The following is a 17,593-nucleotide window of genomic DNA, read 5'->3' as shown; positions in this document are numbered from 1 at the left end:
TCTATGAACAAACTTTTGTTGTACAGTTTTCTTTTTTTGACAACTGCAACCTATGCGCAGGAACAAGACTCGATAAAACTTAATTTTAGAGAATATCTAGGGTTTGTGAAAAAACATCACCCCATCGCAAAGCAAGCTGAGTTAAATATAAGTGTAGGAGAAGCTAATCTACTGAAATCTAGAGGAGGTTTTGATCCTAAAATTGAAGTAGATTATGATAGAAAAAAGTTCAAAGGTTCTGAATACTATGATTTATTAAATGCGACGTTTAAAGTACCTACTTGGTATGGGATAGAATTAAAGGCTAATTTTGAGCAGAATGAAGGGATATTTTTAAACCCAGAAAGAACTGTACCCAATGAAGGCTTATATAGCGCAGGTATATCGGTTCCAATTGCGCAAGGATTGTTAATTAATGATCGAATGGCTGCACTTAAAAAAGCAAAATTATTTAGAGAACAAACCAAAGTAGATAGAGATATTTTGGTGAATGAAATTTTGTATAATGCATCGTTGGCTTATTTTAATTGGTTAGAAGCATATAATGAAAAAGAAATTTATCAGAACTTTTTGATTAACGCAAGGGCCCGTTTTGGTGGAGTAAAGAAGAGTGCATTAGCCGGAGATAAGGCAATTATAGATACTGTAGAAGCGCAGATCACAGTACAGAATCGTCAATTAAGTTTAGAACAAGCTAAAGTAAAATTGATGAAATCAAGTTTGGAGCTATCTAATTATTTATGGATCGGAAATAATATTCCCGTAGAGATACAACCTAATGTGATTCCAGACAATGAAGTAGATATTGTTATTGACCAGACATTGCAGATACAACAGGCATTGTTTACAGAAGTAGATTTAGCAAATCATCCTAAACTAAGATCTTTGAATTATAAAATAGAAGGTCTAGAAGTGGATCGTAAATTAAAAGCAAATAAGTTACTGCCTAAAATTAATTTGGAATATAATTTTTTAACTCCTTCGCCAGAAATTGCGAATTCATTTAATACTGCGGATTATAAAGGAGGGGTAGCATTTCAGTTTCCATTATTTTTACGAAAAGAACGAGGTGCGGTTAAATTGGCTAAGTATAAAATCCAAGATAGTCAATATGAGTTAGCAAGTGTACAATTACAAATTGAAAATAAAGTAAATGCAATCAATAATGAGCTAGATTCTTTCAAAACTCAAAACAAACTGATTACTGATATTGTAACAGATTATACTACATTACTAAGAGCCGAAGAACGAAAATTTAGTTTTGGAGAAAGTTCATTATTTTTGATTAATTCTAGAGAAAGTAAACTAATTGATGCCCAATTGAAACAGAATAAATTACAAAATAAGTATTTCGATACTAAAGCAAAACTGTTTAAAAATTTAGCTTTAAATCCAGAAAATTTGTAGCCATTAGATTTGTGCATTTTTTTTAATTACTGTAAGATACTATTAGTAATAAATAGCTATTTATATCCACTATTCTCTTTAATTAACTATCGAATAAGTTGTTATACTTTATTCCTAAATAGTCATTAGGTTTTGATAATCTAATGTATAAGAAATCAAAATTAATTTACCTCTTTTATTTTTATTAGAAAAGGGAAAATTCCCTATTATTGTATGATTTAAAAACGGGGGATTTTACCCGTTTTTTGTTAGGGTATACTTATATAGTTTTGGAACTATATAACAATCTAATAACCAGCAGTCTTTAAAAGAGCTATTAAAATGTCAACCACTTTTTCTTTTATGGTTAAGCAAATCATCAGTGAAGGCAGTAAGGATGCGATTCCTAATCCTGCGCAATCAGGGTATTTGTGCATGCCAAGAGAATTTTTATCAGAATTAATACGTCTAGCATCAATGATGCAGGTAATGAAAATTGGTGTCGGTAGTGAAATTGCTGATATAAAGAACAAACTAGAAATAGCAAATCAGTCTCCGGTTATAACCAAATCAGATGATCGATTGTATAATTTGATGGAAGGCGCTATACATCGTATCACACGCGTATGTCGATTAGAAGGAGAGCTAGCACAAAGTCGAGGAGAAAGAGAGTTGTCTGAAACATATGCTTGGACAATAGCAGGTTGTAAGTTGTTTTTAGAATATACTGAGTCAATCGAATGATTATATTATGATACGGTGTTTCATTGCTTTAGGTTTTTACAGATAATCAGTTTAATTAAAATTACCATATTTTTAATAGTATCATAATTGATGTTTCTTATTTTGCAACGCAAAGATTATTCTACCTGATTTTAAATCATTTTTATGAAACATTTCCTCCTCTTATTGGTATTAGTTATAACGTTTAATACTTTTGGTCAGGTTGTAGATAATGCGTTGATTCCTGTGGAACGAAACTTTCTTAATTCTAGTATTTTAGGAGAGAAAAGAAGTTTTCAAGTGTATTTGCCACCTAGTTATTTTTATAGCGATCAAGGGAACTTTCCAGTTATCTATTTAATGGATGGAGACTATAATTTTTATCATGATTCTGGATTGGTAGAATTTCTGTCAAGTGTAGCAGATAAAATACCGGAAATGATTTTGGTCGCGATTTCTGACAAAGGAAGTGCAAAGTATCGAGAATATTGTCGTCCCAACGCAGAAGGCTCAGAAGGTGGAAGTGCAAATAAGTTTATGTCATTTTTGGAACAAGAATTAAAACCTTTAGTGAATAAGAAATACAGGACATCTTCTTATGATATATTAGTAGGACATTCTATGGGAGGTTTATTTGTTGTAAACCATTATCTAGAAAAGCAAACTGCATTTGATAGTTTTATTGCGATTGATCCTTCTTTATGGTGGAATGATTATATACTTAATAAAACAGCAGATACGGTTTTTGAAAATCAAAAAGAATTAAGTGCTAACTTATTTTTGTCTTTAGCCAATACGCAGGGTATGGGTGTGAGAGGTTTTGTTGGGGTATTAGATAAATACTTTCCTTATGATACTAATTGGAGTTTTACATATTATAAGGATGAGAATCACGGATCCGTTCATATGATTGCATTGAAAGAGGCATTAATTCAATTATTTAAAGATTGGGAGGTTAGTAGAGATAAATTTTACTCATTTTCATCTGCGAAAGATCTAATAAATTATTATAAAAAATTAAATACAGAATTCGATACTAAGTTTTCGTTACCAGCTTATAATTTTGGTAATATGATGAATTATTATTATCGCAAAAATTTAAGAGAGGATATAGCAATTTTGGAATCGGAGATAGAAATTCATTTCCCAAATTCATTAGATACTTTTTATAGTGTGTTAGGAGGGTATCAGTTAGAAGATAAGAAATATAATGAAGCGGAAGTAACTTTTAAAAAGAGTCTGGAAAGCCATCCTAACTCGTTCCGTGCTTATGATGGTTTGTCAAAAATATATACCGCTAGAAAAAAAATAAAAGAAGCTGAACAGGCGAGTCGTCAGTCTATTTTACTAGCTACAAAAGCCAACGCAAGGCAATGGCAATTAAATGAATTACGATCTAATTTAGATTTGATTCTTAAGCTTTCCAAAAAATAAATTCTTCAGAATAAAAATACTTGTCAAGTTTTCGGTTGCTGAATAAATATCGTCATCGGTACTTTGTGAAAAACAAAAAACGATGAATTTTAAAGAATTACATAATCAAGAAAGACCATTGCTTTTAGGAAATGTATGGGATGTTCCTAGTAGTAAAATGGCAGAAAAACTAGGTTTCCAGGCGATAGGAACATCGAGCTCCGCCATTGCTGCTCTATTAGGATATGAAGATGGCGAACAAATGGAATTTTCTGAATTAAGATATTTTGTCGAACGAATTAAAGTAAATTCTAATTTACCTTTATCTGTAGATTTGGAGGCTGGGTATAGCAGAAACCCTATAATTATTACGGAGCATATAAGAAAAATGGCTGATTTAGGTGTTTCGGGAATTAATATAGAGGATAGTATTGTTGATGATAAAAGAATATTGTTACCAGCGAAAGAATTTGTTAATAAGTTGGAAAGAATAATGAATGTAGTATCAAAAGAAAATTTGGATATTTTTATAAATGTAAGAACAGATACTTTTTTGTTAGAACATCCTAATGTGCTTGAGGAAACTAAAAAACGAATACAATTGTATGAAAAGACAGGTGCGGATGGAATTTTCATTCCCTGTATTAAAAAAGAGTTAGAAATTAAGGAAATTGTAGATTATACTCAATTACCTGTCAATGTAATGTGTGTCCCTGATTTATTAGATTTTGATACTTTGAAAAAATTAGGAGTACGAAGAATTAGTATCGGTAATTTTTTGTTTGATAAAATGTATAGTCAATTGGGTAGCATTACCAAAAGGATACTAGATCAACGATCATTTCAATCCATTTTTTGAGATATGTTAGTAACTGAAAATGATAAAATAGAATTATATTATAAAGCTTTATTGGAACGAAAAGAAAGCTTTGTGGGTATCTTTTTTGTAGGAGTAAAAACAACTTCTATTTTTTGTATAGCGACTTGTAGAGCTAGAAAACCTAAATTAGAAAATGTAGAGTTTTATACATCGATTAAAGATGCTTTGGATAATGGATACAGACCTTGTAAAATTTGCAAACCAACAGAGAATGCCAATATGGCTCCTGATCATGTAGAAAGAGCAATAGCTTTAGTGCGACAAAATCCAAAAGAGAAAATTACTGATAATCAATTGCGAAAATTGGCAATTAGCCCAGAGATTGTGAGAAGATGGTTTAAGAAAAGCTACGGAATGACATTTCAGAGTTATCAAAGAATGTATCGAATTAATAATGCTTTTCAAGAAATAAAAAAAGGTAAAAACGCCACACATACAGCCTTTGATATGGGCTATGAGTCTTTAAGTGGTTTTGGGTACACTTTTAAAAAGATGATAGGAGATTCTCCAAAAAAAAGCAGTGATAAAAAAATAATTTTAATTGATAGATTAACAACACCGTTAGGTCCAATGTTTATTTGTGCTACCGAACAGGGAGTTTGTCTTTTAGAATTTGTAGATAGACAATTACTAGAAACAGAATTTGAAGATTTGCAGAAGCGATTGAATGCTTCGATACTGGCAGGAAATAATAAACATATTAAACAAGCTAAAAGAGAGGTGGCTGAATATTTTGACGGAAAACGAAAGGTTTTTGATGTTCTTCTTGAAACACCAGGAACTGAGTTTCAAAATATAGTTTGGGATGGCATAAAAGAAATTAAATATGGAGAAACAATAACATATCAGCAACAAGCAGAAAGGATATGTAAACCAAAAGCGATTAGAGCCGTAGCTTCTGCTAATGGATGTAATAGAATATCCATAATAATTCCTTGTCATAGAGTTATAGGAAAAAATGGAAATATGACAGGATATAGTGGAGGAATAGAACGCAAAAAATGGTTATTGTCACATGAAAAAGATAGTTAGTTTTTGGGACTATGTGATATAAAAACTATGGCTGAATAGTTAGTGTAACCTAAAAAATCAGCCATAGTCTGAAAGGAATAAATATTTTTTAGTAATTATTACTAATTACTTTTTTCGTTTTAATTACTTTGTTTGCAGAGTTCAATAACCTCAGGAAATAAATACCCTTAGGTAAGTTTGTGATAAAACTAACGTTGTTAGATGAGGAGTTCGGTATAGATTTACCAGCAACTTCTCTACCAAATACATCTATTATTTGTGCTTTGGTAATTTCGGTATTGTTTTTTGGTAATTGAATCGTAAGGTTTGTTGTAAAAGGATTCGGATATATCAAAATTTCATTATTCTCTAAAGGTTCGCTTCTGTTTGATAAACTTTGACTACTACCAGAACAGATTACTTCAAATTCTTTAATAGATGACCAATTGCCAGAATATCCAGATGCACCTGTTATTGTAAGTTTGACATATCTAACTGATTGCTCCGAAAAATCCCTGTTAATTACTGAGCCGCCAGAGGTATTATTGGAAGCATTTGTTAAAATGGAAAAACCAGAAGTAGGGGAGTTGCTAGAACCTTCTACAATGAACTGATATGCTCTGTCATTATACGGATATAAGTTAATTTCGTTGATAGTATATTCTTCTCCTAAATCTATTACCGCGTTTTGCGGAAACCCTTCTGCAGACCATCTGTTATCGGTATTGTCATCCAAAATATTGCTTGCTGGATTTTCTGTTTGTTGGTTGCTGTAACTAGAAAGGTTTGCGTTTAATGATAGATTACTTCCTGCAATACAATTTGGAGTATCAATAGAAGAACCAAAAGCTCTAAATTCTAATATACTAATCCAAGGTCCTGAATAACCTGACGCTCCGGAAACAGCTACTTTAATGAAACGAGCATTAACAGGAGAGAATAGATCGGTTACGGGAGCAGCAACGGTTCCAGGAGTTGAGTTATTGCTTCTGTCAATTATTTCCGTGTATGGCCCATTAGATTCTGTAGCTATCTCTATGGTATATTGATAGGCTCTATCTTGGTAAAAAACCAGCTCTGTTTTATTAATACTATAAATAGCTCCAAGGTCTACTGTAAAGGAATTAGGAAAGCCATTAACAGACCAACGTGACGTAGTAGAATTATCTACAAGATTGGAAGCAATATTATTGCTATCTGGTGTACCTGTAGCAGTGATTGGTTTATTTAAAGCTAGATTTGTTCCTGTTGTTGGGGTAATTACATTTATAGTAGTGGTGTCTGTGAATCCTCCGTCATCTGTTGTAACTGTTATAACGGCTTCTCCAACATTAGTGGCGCTAATCAATCCATTCGAATTAACTGTTACAACAGTTGGATTATTACTGGTGTAAGTAATATTTTGATTGGTTGCGTCCGATGGAGATATGGTGGCTGTTAACTGTAATGTATTTCCAATTTCAAGAGTGGTATCGTTGGGTGTAAGAACCACAGAATCTATCAAAATGTCTGATACAATACCTAATTGCGTAATTGTAATAGTTCTAGTTATTGAACCTCCAGCCACCGTTATTATCCCGGTTCTGGAGGTGTTTTGGGAATTAGCAGTGACCGTTATTGTAGCATCTCCATTATTTGTTCCAGATAAAGGGCTTACAGTAATCCAAGAACTATTATCAGATATTGTCCAGTTAACGTTGGATGTTATGGTGAGTGTTTTGCTTTGAGAACTAGCACTAAAATCATCAATGTTGGATACGGCTAATATATCAGTTGGTGGTGTGTTACTACAAGAACCAAGAGGATTTCCAATAGAATTAACAAAGCAAGCACCAACGTTAGATCCTACATCATTATTAGAGTAAGGAGATTGTGGTATGTTGGACCCTGCACTAGTGCCAGAAATATTAAAAATCTCACCATTACTACTAGCGGATAAATTTGCTGGAGAAAACCCATTAACAGATGCCCCTAAGCTTGTATTGTTATATACGTTTCCGGAATAAGTTACTGAAGAACCGATATCTGAAAAATCTCCAGGATCATCTTCGGTTATAACATCGGTAATATTTGATGAGTTATTAGAGAAGAAAACAACATTGTTAGAAACGTTACCGGTATTACTACTTGTACCCTTATCTCCATTAAAAAATAATGGTGCATTTGTATTTACTATAGTGTTGTTTGAAACAGTAATATCTTCTGATTTTTGATACCCATTAGAAACACTTGTGGAGTTGCAATTATCTTGAGAATTGGTGGAACCTCCCATAAATGTAATTCCATTATTCCATTTTGCTTGATCAATAACGGTAATACAATCCTGAATGTAATTGTTAATAATCGAATGATCACTATCAACGATTCGAATTCCTCCTGTTCCATCAACATTTTCTCCTAAAAAATAATTCCCTTCTACCGTAGCACCAGAACCATGACGTAGTGTTAGAGAACCTCTACATCTTCTAAAAGTGTTGTTTTGGTAAATGTTATTGTCACTTTTATTAGTAATAATTTCATTTTCTCCATCAGCTTCAACAAAATAGTTATTACTAACTGTTGTTCTACAATCTACATTTTGGAATTCGCTTGTACCCACGCGAATTGTTTCACTATCACCAGAATTTGATAGTGAAGGATCCATTTTTTCATATTTGTAAAAATAATTGTTGCTTATTGTGTGACCGACAATGTCACATCGATTAGTTTCTGCATTGTACTCTAGTTCTACTAGCACTAAGGCACCAGCAGTAGATTTATTTAAAAAAGAACAATATAATACACTATTATTGTTTCCGTATAATACAATCCACCTATGTTTCACGATTGCCCCATCTTGTTCGGCTTCTGCTGCATCACCTGGTTCAACCCCTAAACCATCAATTACGCAATTTCGTATTGTAGAATTTTGTGCATATGTAGTTCCATTTCTGAATTGGATGAAATTACTAGCTCCGTAACCTCCTTTCCAATGAAACCCTTCGACTATTAAATAATTCCCAGCAATATCCATTTGTAGTCCATTATTAAAAACAACGCCACCTGGAGTTTCGGCTTTTAATGTAATTGGATTTGATGAGGTACCATTAGCTCTAAATACAAGTCGTTCATCATCATTATAGACTCCATCTTCCCAAATAACAACATCACCTGGAGATAAGCTTAAATTGTTGAAATCATCTATTGAACTAATTGTGTATTCAGTAGCAAAAATGTGAGACGAAAACAGAAAAGAAATTATAAATAATTCTTTCAGCCTTCTTTTTTTTAGTAACCCTGTATTGTGAAAAACGGCAAAATCATATTTTTTTTCAGACCAAAATGTGCGAAGATTTTTCATATAAAATGTGTTAAATAGTTTAGTTGTAAAAATGAGCTAGCCTTCGAATTTTTGGTTTGATGTTTTAAAAGCTAGTATTAATTTTGTGTTTTAAATTGGTTGACCAATTTAAGGTTTTTTAATGATATGTCAATTTTGTTTTACTTTAAATGTGATAGACATATTAATTTCGTTAATTAATTGAATAAATAAGAGTGGTTGCATTCCTGATGTATAAGAATAAATATTAAGAAAGCTTATATCATTCTAGGTTGGTTTTGTTAAATGAGATTTTCAAATAAATGTTAGAGGATATCTTTTAGAAATTATATACTAACTTTGATAAAATGAAAGTAATCGGAATCGAAATAAATAAAAAAAGAGCCATCTCTGTAGTGTTGTCTAAGGATGAACTGGGTAACTATATAAATCTGACAGGTAAGGATAAATATGTAGAAATTATCGATGATCAAAAAAACGAGGATGTTCAGACTTTCCTAAAGGAGATTCATAATTTTTTTGATACTGTTAAACCTGATCATATTGCTATTATTACTAGACAGACTAAGGGTAAATTTGCAGCGGCTGCGGTTTCTTTTAAATTAGAAGCATTGATTCAATGTTACTCAAAAGCAACAATGAGTTTTGTCTCTAAACAAACCTTGACTGCCTATTATAAAAAGAATGAACTTCCTGTTTCTTATGCGAATACATATCAGGAGAATGCGACTCGGTTAGCTGCTTATCTTCTTAGATAATAGTTAGTGTTTTATATCAAAGATTATAGGCAACAATTTTCTCTTATGTTTACTATAAGTTTTGTTTAGGAAAAATTCCATTGTAAAAGGAAAAATTCCAAATATCGAATATTTCTTTTAGATTTGCATTTCAAAAGAAATGTAATGTCAGAAAAATTATATGCTATTATTGATGTCGAAACTACGGGTAAAGGCATTAATGGTAATCGCATTACAGAAATCTGTATTGTATTGCTAAAAGACGATATTGTTATGGATAAATTTACTTCTTTGGTGAATCCTGAATGTCATATTCCTCCTTTTATAACGGGATTAACAGGAATAGATAATGATATGGTAAGAAATGCACCAAGGTTTCACGAAATTGCAGAGCGAATTATAGAGATGACATCGGATGCTGTTTTTGTGGCTCACAATGTGAACTTTGATTATAATGTGATCAAAGGTGAATTTAAAAATTTAGGATATTCTTTTGTTCGTAAGAAGTTGTGTACAGTTCGTTTATCTAGAAAGTTAATTCCCGGTATGTTTTCTTATAGTTTAGGGAAATTGTGTTCCTCACTTAATATTCCATTAGAAGGTCGACATAGAGCAGAAGGCGATACAGATGCTACTGTTATCTTGTTTCAGCGCATTCTTAGTCTTGATCCAGAATTTGAAATTATCAATAAGTTTTTAAATGTACGATCTAAAGAAGCAACATTACCTCCTCATCTTAAAATAGAAAATATAGATGTATTGCCCGAAGAAACGGGGGTTTATTTGTTTAAAAATCAAAAAGGGAAAGTGATATATGCAGGTAAAGCGAAGAATATTAAACAACGTGTCATTAGTCATTTTTATGATAAAAAAAATAAAGAATATGCTCTAGGTCAGGAAACATATGCCATAGATTATGAGGTTACTGGTAACGAATTAGTAGCGCTATTATTAGAATCAGAAAAAATTCAAAAGCACTATCCGAAATTTAATAGAGCTCAGAAAAAACCAGTAGCTCCATATTGTATTATGTTTTATACGAATAGAAAAGGTGTTGTGCAATTGGCTATAGATAGATCACAAACGTTTGATCACTCTGTGGAGATTTTTTATAGTAGAGCAGAAGCGATAGAGAAGTTGGAACAGCTTTGCGAAATGTTTCAATTATGTCCTAGGTATTGTAGTCTGCAGAGCACTACAGATAACTGCTCTCATTATAAAATTAAGAACTGTAAAGGTATTTGTATTGGAAATGAGTCTGTTGCGTTGTATAATATGAGAGTGCAAAAAGCATTGTCTTCTCTTAGGAGAGATCAAAAAAGTTATTTTATAAAGGAAAAAGGGAGAACTTTTAATGAACAAAGTTTTGTAATGATACAGGATGGGATTTATAAGGGGTTTGGATATATTCAAGAAGATGAACAAATTGTTTCTATAGAAGATTTTGATAATTTCTTGAATCTTCAGAAGCATACGTATCATACCACTAAAATAATTAAAAGTTATCTCCGTAAAAATGGAGATAGAAATATTGTCCCTATATAATAGCTCTAGAAACTATAACAAAACAATAAGATTAATCAAGTAAGTAATTTAGTATTTTAACGACGGTATGGTCTTAACTAATTATTTATTTTCTATGAAAAGTATTCTTACTTCAGCAATCATATTTTTAACAGTATCACTGTATGGTCAAAAAACAATTGATTTTCCGTCTAAAGATGGATTAATGATGACCGCGGATCTATATGAAGCCAAAGAAAGTGATCCGTTTATTATTCTTTTTCATCAGGCAGGATGGAGTAGAGGGGAATATATGGAGATTGCTCCAAAACTAAATAAATTAGGGTATAATTGTTTTGCTGTTGATCAACGATCAGGAGGTTCAGTAAATGATATAACAAATAAAACGAACACTGTGGCTAAAACAGAAGGTAAGCAAACTGAATTTAAGGATGCTTATCAAGATGTGGAATCTGCTATTGCATATGTAAAAAAGACATATAAGCCTAAGAAAATTATTATTTGGGGAAGTTCATATTCTTCATCTTTAGTATTAAAATATGCAGGAGATTATCCAGATGTTGTGAACGGAGTATTGTCGTTTTCTCCTGGGGAATATTTTGGCGAAAAGAATTATATTACTAGTAGTGCTGCTAACATTAAGATTCCGGTATTTATTACTTCTGCACAAAATGAAAAAAAGAGTTGGTCAGGAATCTATAATGCAATTACCTCAGAAAAAAAACAATTCTTTTTACCTAAGACTAAAGGGAATCATGGTTCTAGAGCGCTTTGGGAAAGGTTTTCGGATAATGAAAGCTATTGGAAAGCTGTCAAGGGCTTTCTAAAAACCATTTAGTTATAAAATAAAAATTGCCTGAGACTATCATTCTAAGTCTCAGGCAATTTTATTATTTAGTATATAAATTTATACTTCCTCCATATATTCTTCAATAGGAGTACAAGTACAAATTAGATTTCTATCACCATAAGCGTCATCCACACGTCTAACTGTAGGCCAGAATTTATTATCTGCAACATAAGTTAGTGGATAAGCAGCTTGCTCTCTGGTGTATGGGAAGTCCCATGTATCTGCTGTTAGCATTGCCATTGTATGCGGAGCATTTTTCATTATATTGTTTGGATTATCGGAACTTGCTTCCGAAATTTCCTGACGGATACTGATCATCGCATCACAAAAACGATCCAGTTCTGCTTTACTTTCACTTTCTGTTGGTTCGATCATAATAGTTCCTGCAACAGGAAAAGAAACAGTCGGTGCATGGAATCCATAATCCATTAATCGCTTAGCGATATCAGTTACTTCGATCCCGTGTGCTTTAAAAGGTCTACAGTCTATAATCATTTCGTGAGCTGCACGACCACGTTCACCAGAATATAGTGTGCTATAATGACCATCTAATCGATCTTTAATATAATTAGCATTAAGGATTGCGTATTCTGTCGATTCTTTTAAACCTTGTGCTCCTAGCATTGTTATATATCCGTAAGAAATCAAACAAGCCAAAGCCGATCCCCAAGGAGCTGCAGAAATTGCAGTTATTGCTTGATCACCTCCTGTAGTTATTACTGGATTCCCAGGTAAAAATGGTACTAGTTGTTTGGCTACACAAATAGGTCCAACACCTGGTCCACCACCTCCATGAGGAATTGCAAATGTTTTATGTAAATTCAGGTGACATACATCTGCTCCGATAGCACCTGGATTAGTTAATCCCACCTGAGCATTCATATTAGCACCATCCATATATACTTGTCCTCCATTATCGTGAATTACTTGAGTAATTTCTTTGATAGCAGATTCATATACTCCATGAGTGGATGGATATGTTACCATTAGTGCAGAAAGATTGTCTTTGTATTTCTCTGCTTTTTCTTTAAGATCTTCTACATCTATATTTCCTTCTTCGGTTGCTTTTGTTACTACGACTTTCATTCCCGCCATTACCGCTGATGCAGGATTTGTTCCGTGAGCAGAAGAAGGGATTAAGCAAATATTTCTATGATGATCTCCTCTGGATTCGTGATAAGCACGGATAACCATTAATCCTGCAAATTCTCCTTGCGCACCTGAATTAGGTTGTAAAGAAGTTCCTGCAAAACCAGTTATTTCTGTTAATTGATCTTCTAATTTTTTTAATACTTCTTGATATCCTTTAGCCTGTTCAACAGGAACTAACGGATGTATATTACCCCATTGTGCATTACTTAACGGAAGCATTTCTGATGCGGCATTTAATTTCATTGTACAAGAACCTAAAGGAATCATAGAATGATTTAAAGAAAGATCTTTACGTTCTAGTTTTTTGATATAACGCATCAATTCTGTTTCAGAATGATAGGTGTTAAATACATCGTTTGTTAAGAATTCAGTATTTCGTTTTACAAAATCAGGAATACTCGTGGCAGCATCAATTGCTGTTATCTTGATAGATTCCTTTCCAGAAGCTTTTGCAAAAATTGATACGATATTATTGATGTCAACAATTGTGGTAGCTTCATTCAAAGAGATAGATACGGTTTCTGTATCTGGATAATAAAAGTTTACTTCTTGAGCTTCAGCTATTTCTTTAATTTTATTAGTATCTGCTTTAAATCGAATCGTATCAAAGAATACGGTGTTTAGTTGCTTATAACCTAGTTTGGTTATAGCATTTGCAAGACTTGTAGTAGAACTATTTACTTTATTGGCGATATATTGTAGTCCGTCTTTACCGTGATATACAGCATACATTCCCGCCATTACAGCAAGTAATACTTGAGCTGTACAAATGTTTGAAGTAGCTTTATCACGTTTGATATGTTGTTCACGTGTTTGTAACGCCATACGCAAAGCACGATTTCCATTCATATCTTGGGTAACTCCAATGATCCTTCCTGGAATATTTCTTTTATATGCTTCTCTTGTTGCAAAATATGCTGCATGAGGACCTCCATATCCTAATGGAATTCCAAATCGCTGTGTTGTTCCAACTACTACATCAACATCAAAACTACCTGGAGATTTAAGGCTTACCAAGCTAAGAATGTCAGCAGCAACAGCAACTTTTATTTCTGATTGATGCGCTTTTTCTACAAAAGATGCGTAATCATACACCTCACCAGATACTCCTGGGTATTGTAAAATAGCACCGTAAAAATCAGTAGAAAAATCAAATGTAGTATGATCACCAATAACTAATTCAATTCCCAAAGGAATTGCTCTTGTTTTTAACAACGAAAGTGTCTGCGGTAGAATTTCTTGAGAAACAAAAAATTTGTCAACGTTTTCTTTTTTCTGAGCTCTAGATCGCACTGCAAATAACATGGTCATAGCTTCTGCAGCAGCTGTACTTTCATCAAGTAAAGAGGCATTGGCTAATTCCATTCCTGTAAGATCACAAACCATCGTTTGATAATTCAACAAAGCTTCTAATCTACCTTGAGCAATTTCTGCTTGATAAGGAGTATACGCAGTATACCAACCTGGGTTTTCTAGAATATTACGTTGTATTACTGCGGGTAAACTTGCTTCGTGATATCCTAAACCAATATAAGTTTTAAATACTTTGTTTTTAGCAGCTAACTGTTGCACATGAGCAGAATATTCTTGCTCACTCATAGCTTCATCTAGCTGTAAGGGTGATTTTAATAAAATATCATCTGGTACCGTTTCGAAGATAAGTTGATCTATAGAATCAGCTTTGATGGTGTTTAACATGTCACCTAGATCTTTTTCTGAAGGCCCAATATGACGTAGTTTAAATGAGTCAGTTTTCATAGCAAAAAAACAGTTGAGATTTAAAGCGCAAAAGTACATATTTAATCCATAAAATTTTCACAATAAATTAACCTAACACTAGTAAGTTTTTAACCAACTTAGGGTGTTATTAACAGATTCCCCTAAATTAGCAAAGTGAAAACCATACAAAGTATATTTAATTTTTATCTAAATAGTAGTATTCACGTGGCTTTAGCTGTGGCTTCCTTGGTAAAACTTACTTTTTTGAAGTTCGAGATTTTGGAAGGTGATATGTATGTGTATTTCAGTTTTGTTGGAGCTATTGTCGCATATAATTTTGTAAAGTATGCCACGATTTCGAAATTGTATCATAAGCGATTAACAAAATCAATGACTGGAATCAAAATATTAACAAGTATCTGTTTAGTGATATTTGTATATTTTACTTTTCAATTATCTTTAGATATATTGATGTATTTATTTCCTTTTGTACTGCTGACGATTCTTTATACGGTTCCAGTTTTTCCAAATAAAAAAAATTTAAGAAGTGTTGCAGGGATTAAGATTTTTATTATTGGAACAACCTGGACAGGAATTACTGTTCTAGTGCCTATGCTCTATGCAGAAGGAAGTTTAGGTCTTGACATGGTTATGGAAATTATTCAACGTTTCTTGTTCATAGTGGTAATAATGTTACCTTTTGAAATAAGAGATTTGCAATATGATAGCAGAGAATTAGAAACGATTCCCCAGAAAATTGGAATTACTAGAACTAAGGTTTTTGGAAGTATATTATTGGTTATCTTTCTACTATTAACAGCATTTAAAGACGATCTTTCCTTTGCAGAAATTTTAACCACGGTATTGATTACAATTGTAAGTTTACTTTTTTTATGGGGTACTGATAAAAAACAATCGGAATACTTTTGTTCCTTTTGGGTAGAAAGTATTCCGATTATGTGGTTGTTTACATTGGTTCTGATGCAAAGCCTATTTGGCTAATTTCTTTTGCAAAGCCTGTTTCATTTCTTCTTTTACAGAAGCTTCTATTACTTGAACATTAGATTTGCTTATTGTTTTGGTAAGCTTAGTATTTCTTTTAGAATATGCACGTGTTACTTTACAATAGATTAACCTAATATTTAATTTGATGATTTCCATAATGGATGCTTCACCATATTGATTTTTATCACAAATGTATTTTGCTTGTTCGCAGGATACAAATAAATTGTTACTCGTTTTCATTACAATTTTTTAACTAATTATTTGGGGTGTTATTAACTTTTTTTATTCCAGCTCTGACATTTTTTTCTTTAACTGTTCTTTCATAGTATCTTTAGCGGATTGATTGATATTTATCACTTTAGGATCCTTAAATAATTTAGTTAGTTTCGTATTCTTAGACGAATATTTTCTACAAGCCTTACAATAAATTAAATGAATATTTAATTTTACTTTTTCCCAAAAAGAGGCTTCTTTATATTGGTTTTTATCGCAAATGTGATTTGCATTCTCACAACTTACAAATATTTTGTTTTCCTTATTCATGTGTATTAAAACCAGTTTTTTTCTAGACATTCCGCCATCGCTGTACGAGCACGATGAATGATCACCCATAAATTAGACGCAGTGATATCAAATTCATTACAGATTGCTTCTGTATCAAATCCTTGAATCGTTTTCATAGAGAAAATACGAGCTTGTTTTTCTGGTAATTTACCAATGCAATTGTGTATGGCAACCCCTAATTCTGTGTTTTCAATTTTACCTTCAGCATTTTGGTCAAAAGGGTCAGCTACTCTTTCTTCTAACCAATCTCCTTCAGTTTCGCCATCATTCGTATAGTTGATTCGTACTTCTGCCTTTCCCTTATTACTATTTATTTTCCTGTAGTGATCAATGATTTTTCTTTTTAATATTGAAATTAACCAAGTACGTTCACTGGCTTCTCCTTTAAAGTTTTTCATTGATTTAAGACCTGCAAAAAAGGTCTCCTGCACTAAATCTTGCGCAATTTCTCTGTCGTCGACTCTTACTATGGTATAATTAAATAAATAATCACTGTATTTGTCAATCCACGTATTAGGGTCTATCGTGTTTGTAGGCATAGTCTATTTGCTCTTTTCTCCAAAAATAGGATAAAAAGTTGAATCTCAAATAAGTTTGAACCATTGAATTAAGGGAAAGGTGTATTAAGAACCCAACAAAATACCAGTAACTGGGTATTTTTTTAATATCGATATGACCCTATGTTTGTGCATATCATTTTTTTAAAAAACAGTCAGATGAAAAAAATTACATTTCTTTTAATTATTCAATTAGTATTGTCAAACGGAATAAAAGCACAAGAGGTTGAAAAAAACTTTGTTCCATATTTTATGAAAGATGGCGAGGTAACATCATTCGAACGTAAAGGTGCTAAAATTGAAGCCAAAGCTATCGGTTTTGGTTATGGAGGAGTAAACCAGTACTTAACTATTTTTAATAGTAAATATTCTAGTGTTAGATTTAAATCTAATGATGTTCCTAAGTTTATTATGTCCTTAGATGAAGGGATTGACCCTCTTGATATTGTAATTATCTCTAAGGCAGATGTGGTAAAGAAGCGAAAAAAATATAGAAGATTTATACAGAAAGGAAATTCTATGGGAGGTGGTAGTAAAGATATAAGTCAACATCTAATCGTTCCGGAACTTAAAAAAATGGATGGAAATCTTTATGAAATTATGATGCCATCACTGGTTCCTGGTGAGTATGCTTTTCAGCCTATTTACAAAGGTATTGAAGCTAATAATATTATGGGCACATCGGGAGAAGTGCGTATTTATTGCTTTGGTATTGATGAATAGAATTTATAACTGATTTGGAAGTTGTTTGCC

At 32.5% G+C, this 17,593-nt stretch carries 15 protein-coding genes; 10 read left to right on the top strand and 5 right to left on the bottom strand.

The window, feature by feature from the left end; all coding sequences use genetic code 11:
- Positions 1-3: 3 nt before the first annotated feature.
- From D1815_RS12200 to D1815_RS12180, 5 genes are all read left to right on the top strand, one after another.
- Positions 4-1,407, top strand: coding sequence for a TolC family protein (locus tag D1815_RS12200; RefSeq protein WP_118387245.1), 1,404 nt, complete (start codon positions 4-6; stop codon positions 1,405-1,407).
- Positions 1,408-1,728: 321 nt separating this feature from the next.
- Positions 1,729-2,130 carry a hypothetical protein gene (locus D1815_RS12195; RefSeq protein WP_035084936.1) on the top strand — a complete coding sequence of 134 codons (402 nt, stop codon included), beginning with the start codon at positions 1,729-1,731 and terminating at the stop codon, positions 2,128-2,130.
- 144 nt (positions 2,131-2,274) lie between these two features.
- Positions 2,275-3,543, top strand: coding sequence for an alpha/beta hydrolase-fold protein (locus tag D1815_RS12190; protein WP_118387243.1), 1,269 nt, complete (start codon positions 2,275-2,277; stop codon positions 3,541-3,543).
- An 82-nt stretch (positions 3,544-3,625) separates the two neighbouring features.
- The gene (locus D1815_RS12185; RefSeq protein ID WP_118387241.1) at positions 3,626-4,381 is read left to right on the top strand and encodes an isocitrate lyase/phosphoenolpyruvate mutase family protein; all 756 of its coding nucleotides are present in this window, start codon (positions 3,626-3,628) and stop codon (positions 4,379-4,381) included.
- Positions 4,382-4,384: 3 nt separating this feature from the next.
- Positions 4,385-5,434: a bifunctional transcriptional activator/DNA repair enzyme AdaA gene (locus tag D1815_RS12180; RefSeq protein ID WP_118387239.1), complete on the top strand. Its 1,050-nt coding sequence runs from the start codon at positions 4,385-4,387 to the stop codon at positions 5,432-5,434.
- A gap of 88 nt (positions 5,435-5,522) precedes the next feature.
- Here D1815_RS12180 and D1815_RS12175 read toward each other — a convergent pair whose 3' ends face one another.
- Positions 5,523-8,753 carry a chondroitinase-B domain-containing protein gene (locus D1815_RS12175; protein ID WP_118387237.1) on the bottom strand — a complete coding sequence of 1,077 codons (3,231 nt, stop codon included), beginning with the start codon at positions 8,751-8,753 and terminating at the stop codon, positions 5,523-5,525.
- Positions 8,754-9,079: 326 nt separating this feature from the next.
- On the opposite strand from D1815_RS12175, the gene D1815_RS12170 reads away from it, so the two are divergent.
- From D1815_RS12170 to D1815_RS12160, 3 genes are all read left to right on the top strand, one after another.
- On the top strand, positions 9,080-9,490 hold the full coding sequence (locus D1815_RS12170) for a DUF3010 family protein (RefSeq protein WP_118387235.1): 411 nt from the start codon (positions 9,080-9,082) through the stop codon (positions 9,488-9,490).
- Positions 9,491-9,634: 144 nt separating this feature from the next.
- Positions 9,635-11,014, top strand: coding sequence for an exonuclease domain-containing protein (locus D1815_RS12165; protein WP_027392620.1), 1,380 nt, complete (start codon positions 9,635-9,637; stop codon positions 11,012-11,014).
- A gap of 94 nt (positions 11,015-11,108) precedes the next feature.
- On the top strand, positions 11,109-11,831 hold the full coding sequence (locus D1815_RS12160; RefSeq protein ID WP_158594433.1) for an alpha/beta hydrolase: 723 nt from the start codon (positions 11,109-11,111) through the stop codon (positions 11,829-11,831).
- Positions 11,832-11,900: 69 nt separating this feature from the next.
- On the opposite strand, the gene gcvP is transcribed toward D1815_RS12160, so the two are convergent.
- A complete protein-coding gene (gene gcvP / locus D1815_RS12155) occupies positions 11,901-14,753 on the bottom strand; it encodes an aminomethyl-transferring glycine dehydrogenase (RefSeq protein WP_118387233.1) in 2,853 nt (950 codons plus the stop codon).
- Between the two features lie 135 nt (positions 14,754-14,888).
- Between gcvP and D1815_RS12150 the strand changes: the two genes are divergently transcribed.
- Positions 14,889-15,716 (top strand): hypothetical protein, encoded by an 828-nt coding sequence (locus tag D1815_RS12150; RefSeq protein WP_147404144.1) that lies wholly within the window; start codon positions 14,889-14,891, stop codon positions 15,714-15,716.
- On the opposite strand, the gene D1815_RS12145 is transcribed toward D1815_RS12150, so the two are convergent.
- Genes D1815_RS12145 through D1815_RS12135 form a run of 3 tightly spaced genes read right to left on the bottom strand, consistent with a single transcriptional unit; the run spans position 15,705 to position 16,822 of the window.
- On the bottom strand, positions 15,705-15,959 hold the full coding sequence (locus tag D1815_RS12145; protein WP_027392617.1) for a hypothetical protein: 255 nt from the start codon (positions 15,957-15,959) through the stop codon (positions 15,705-15,707). The genes D1815_RS12150 and D1815_RS12145 overlap by 12 nt on opposite strands.
- A 42-nt stretch (positions 15,960-16,001) precedes the next feature.
- Positions 16,002-16,262: a hypothetical protein gene (locus D1815_RS12140; RefSeq protein ID WP_035085016.1), complete on the bottom strand. Its 261-nt coding sequence runs from the start codon at positions 16,260-16,262 to the stop codon at positions 16,002-16,004.
- A 5-nt stretch (positions 16,263-16,267) separates the two neighbouring features.
- Positions 16,268-16,822 (bottom strand): sigma-70 family RNA polymerase sigma factor, encoded by a 555-nt coding sequence (locus D1815_RS12135; RefSeq protein ID WP_027392615.1) that lies wholly within the window; start codon positions 16,820-16,822, stop codon positions 16,268-16,270.
- A 177-nt stretch (positions 16,823-16,999) separates the two neighbouring features.
- Between D1815_RS12135 and D1815_RS12130 the strand changes: the two genes are divergently transcribed.
- Positions 17,000-17,563, top strand: coding sequence for a hypothetical protein (locus D1815_RS12130; RefSeq protein ID WP_118387229.1), 564 nt, complete (start codon positions 17,000-17,002; stop codon positions 17,561-17,563).
- The last annotated feature ends 30 nt before the right edge of the window (positions 17,564-17,593 follow it).

Source organism: Aquimarina sp. AD1, assembly GCF_003443695.1.
GTDB lineage: Bacteria > Bacteroidota > Bacteroidia > Flavobacteriales > Flavobacteriaceae > Aquimarina > Aquimarina latercula.
Note: the sequence above shows the minus strand (reverse complement) of the source record. Positions and strands in the feature narration are given on the sequence as shown.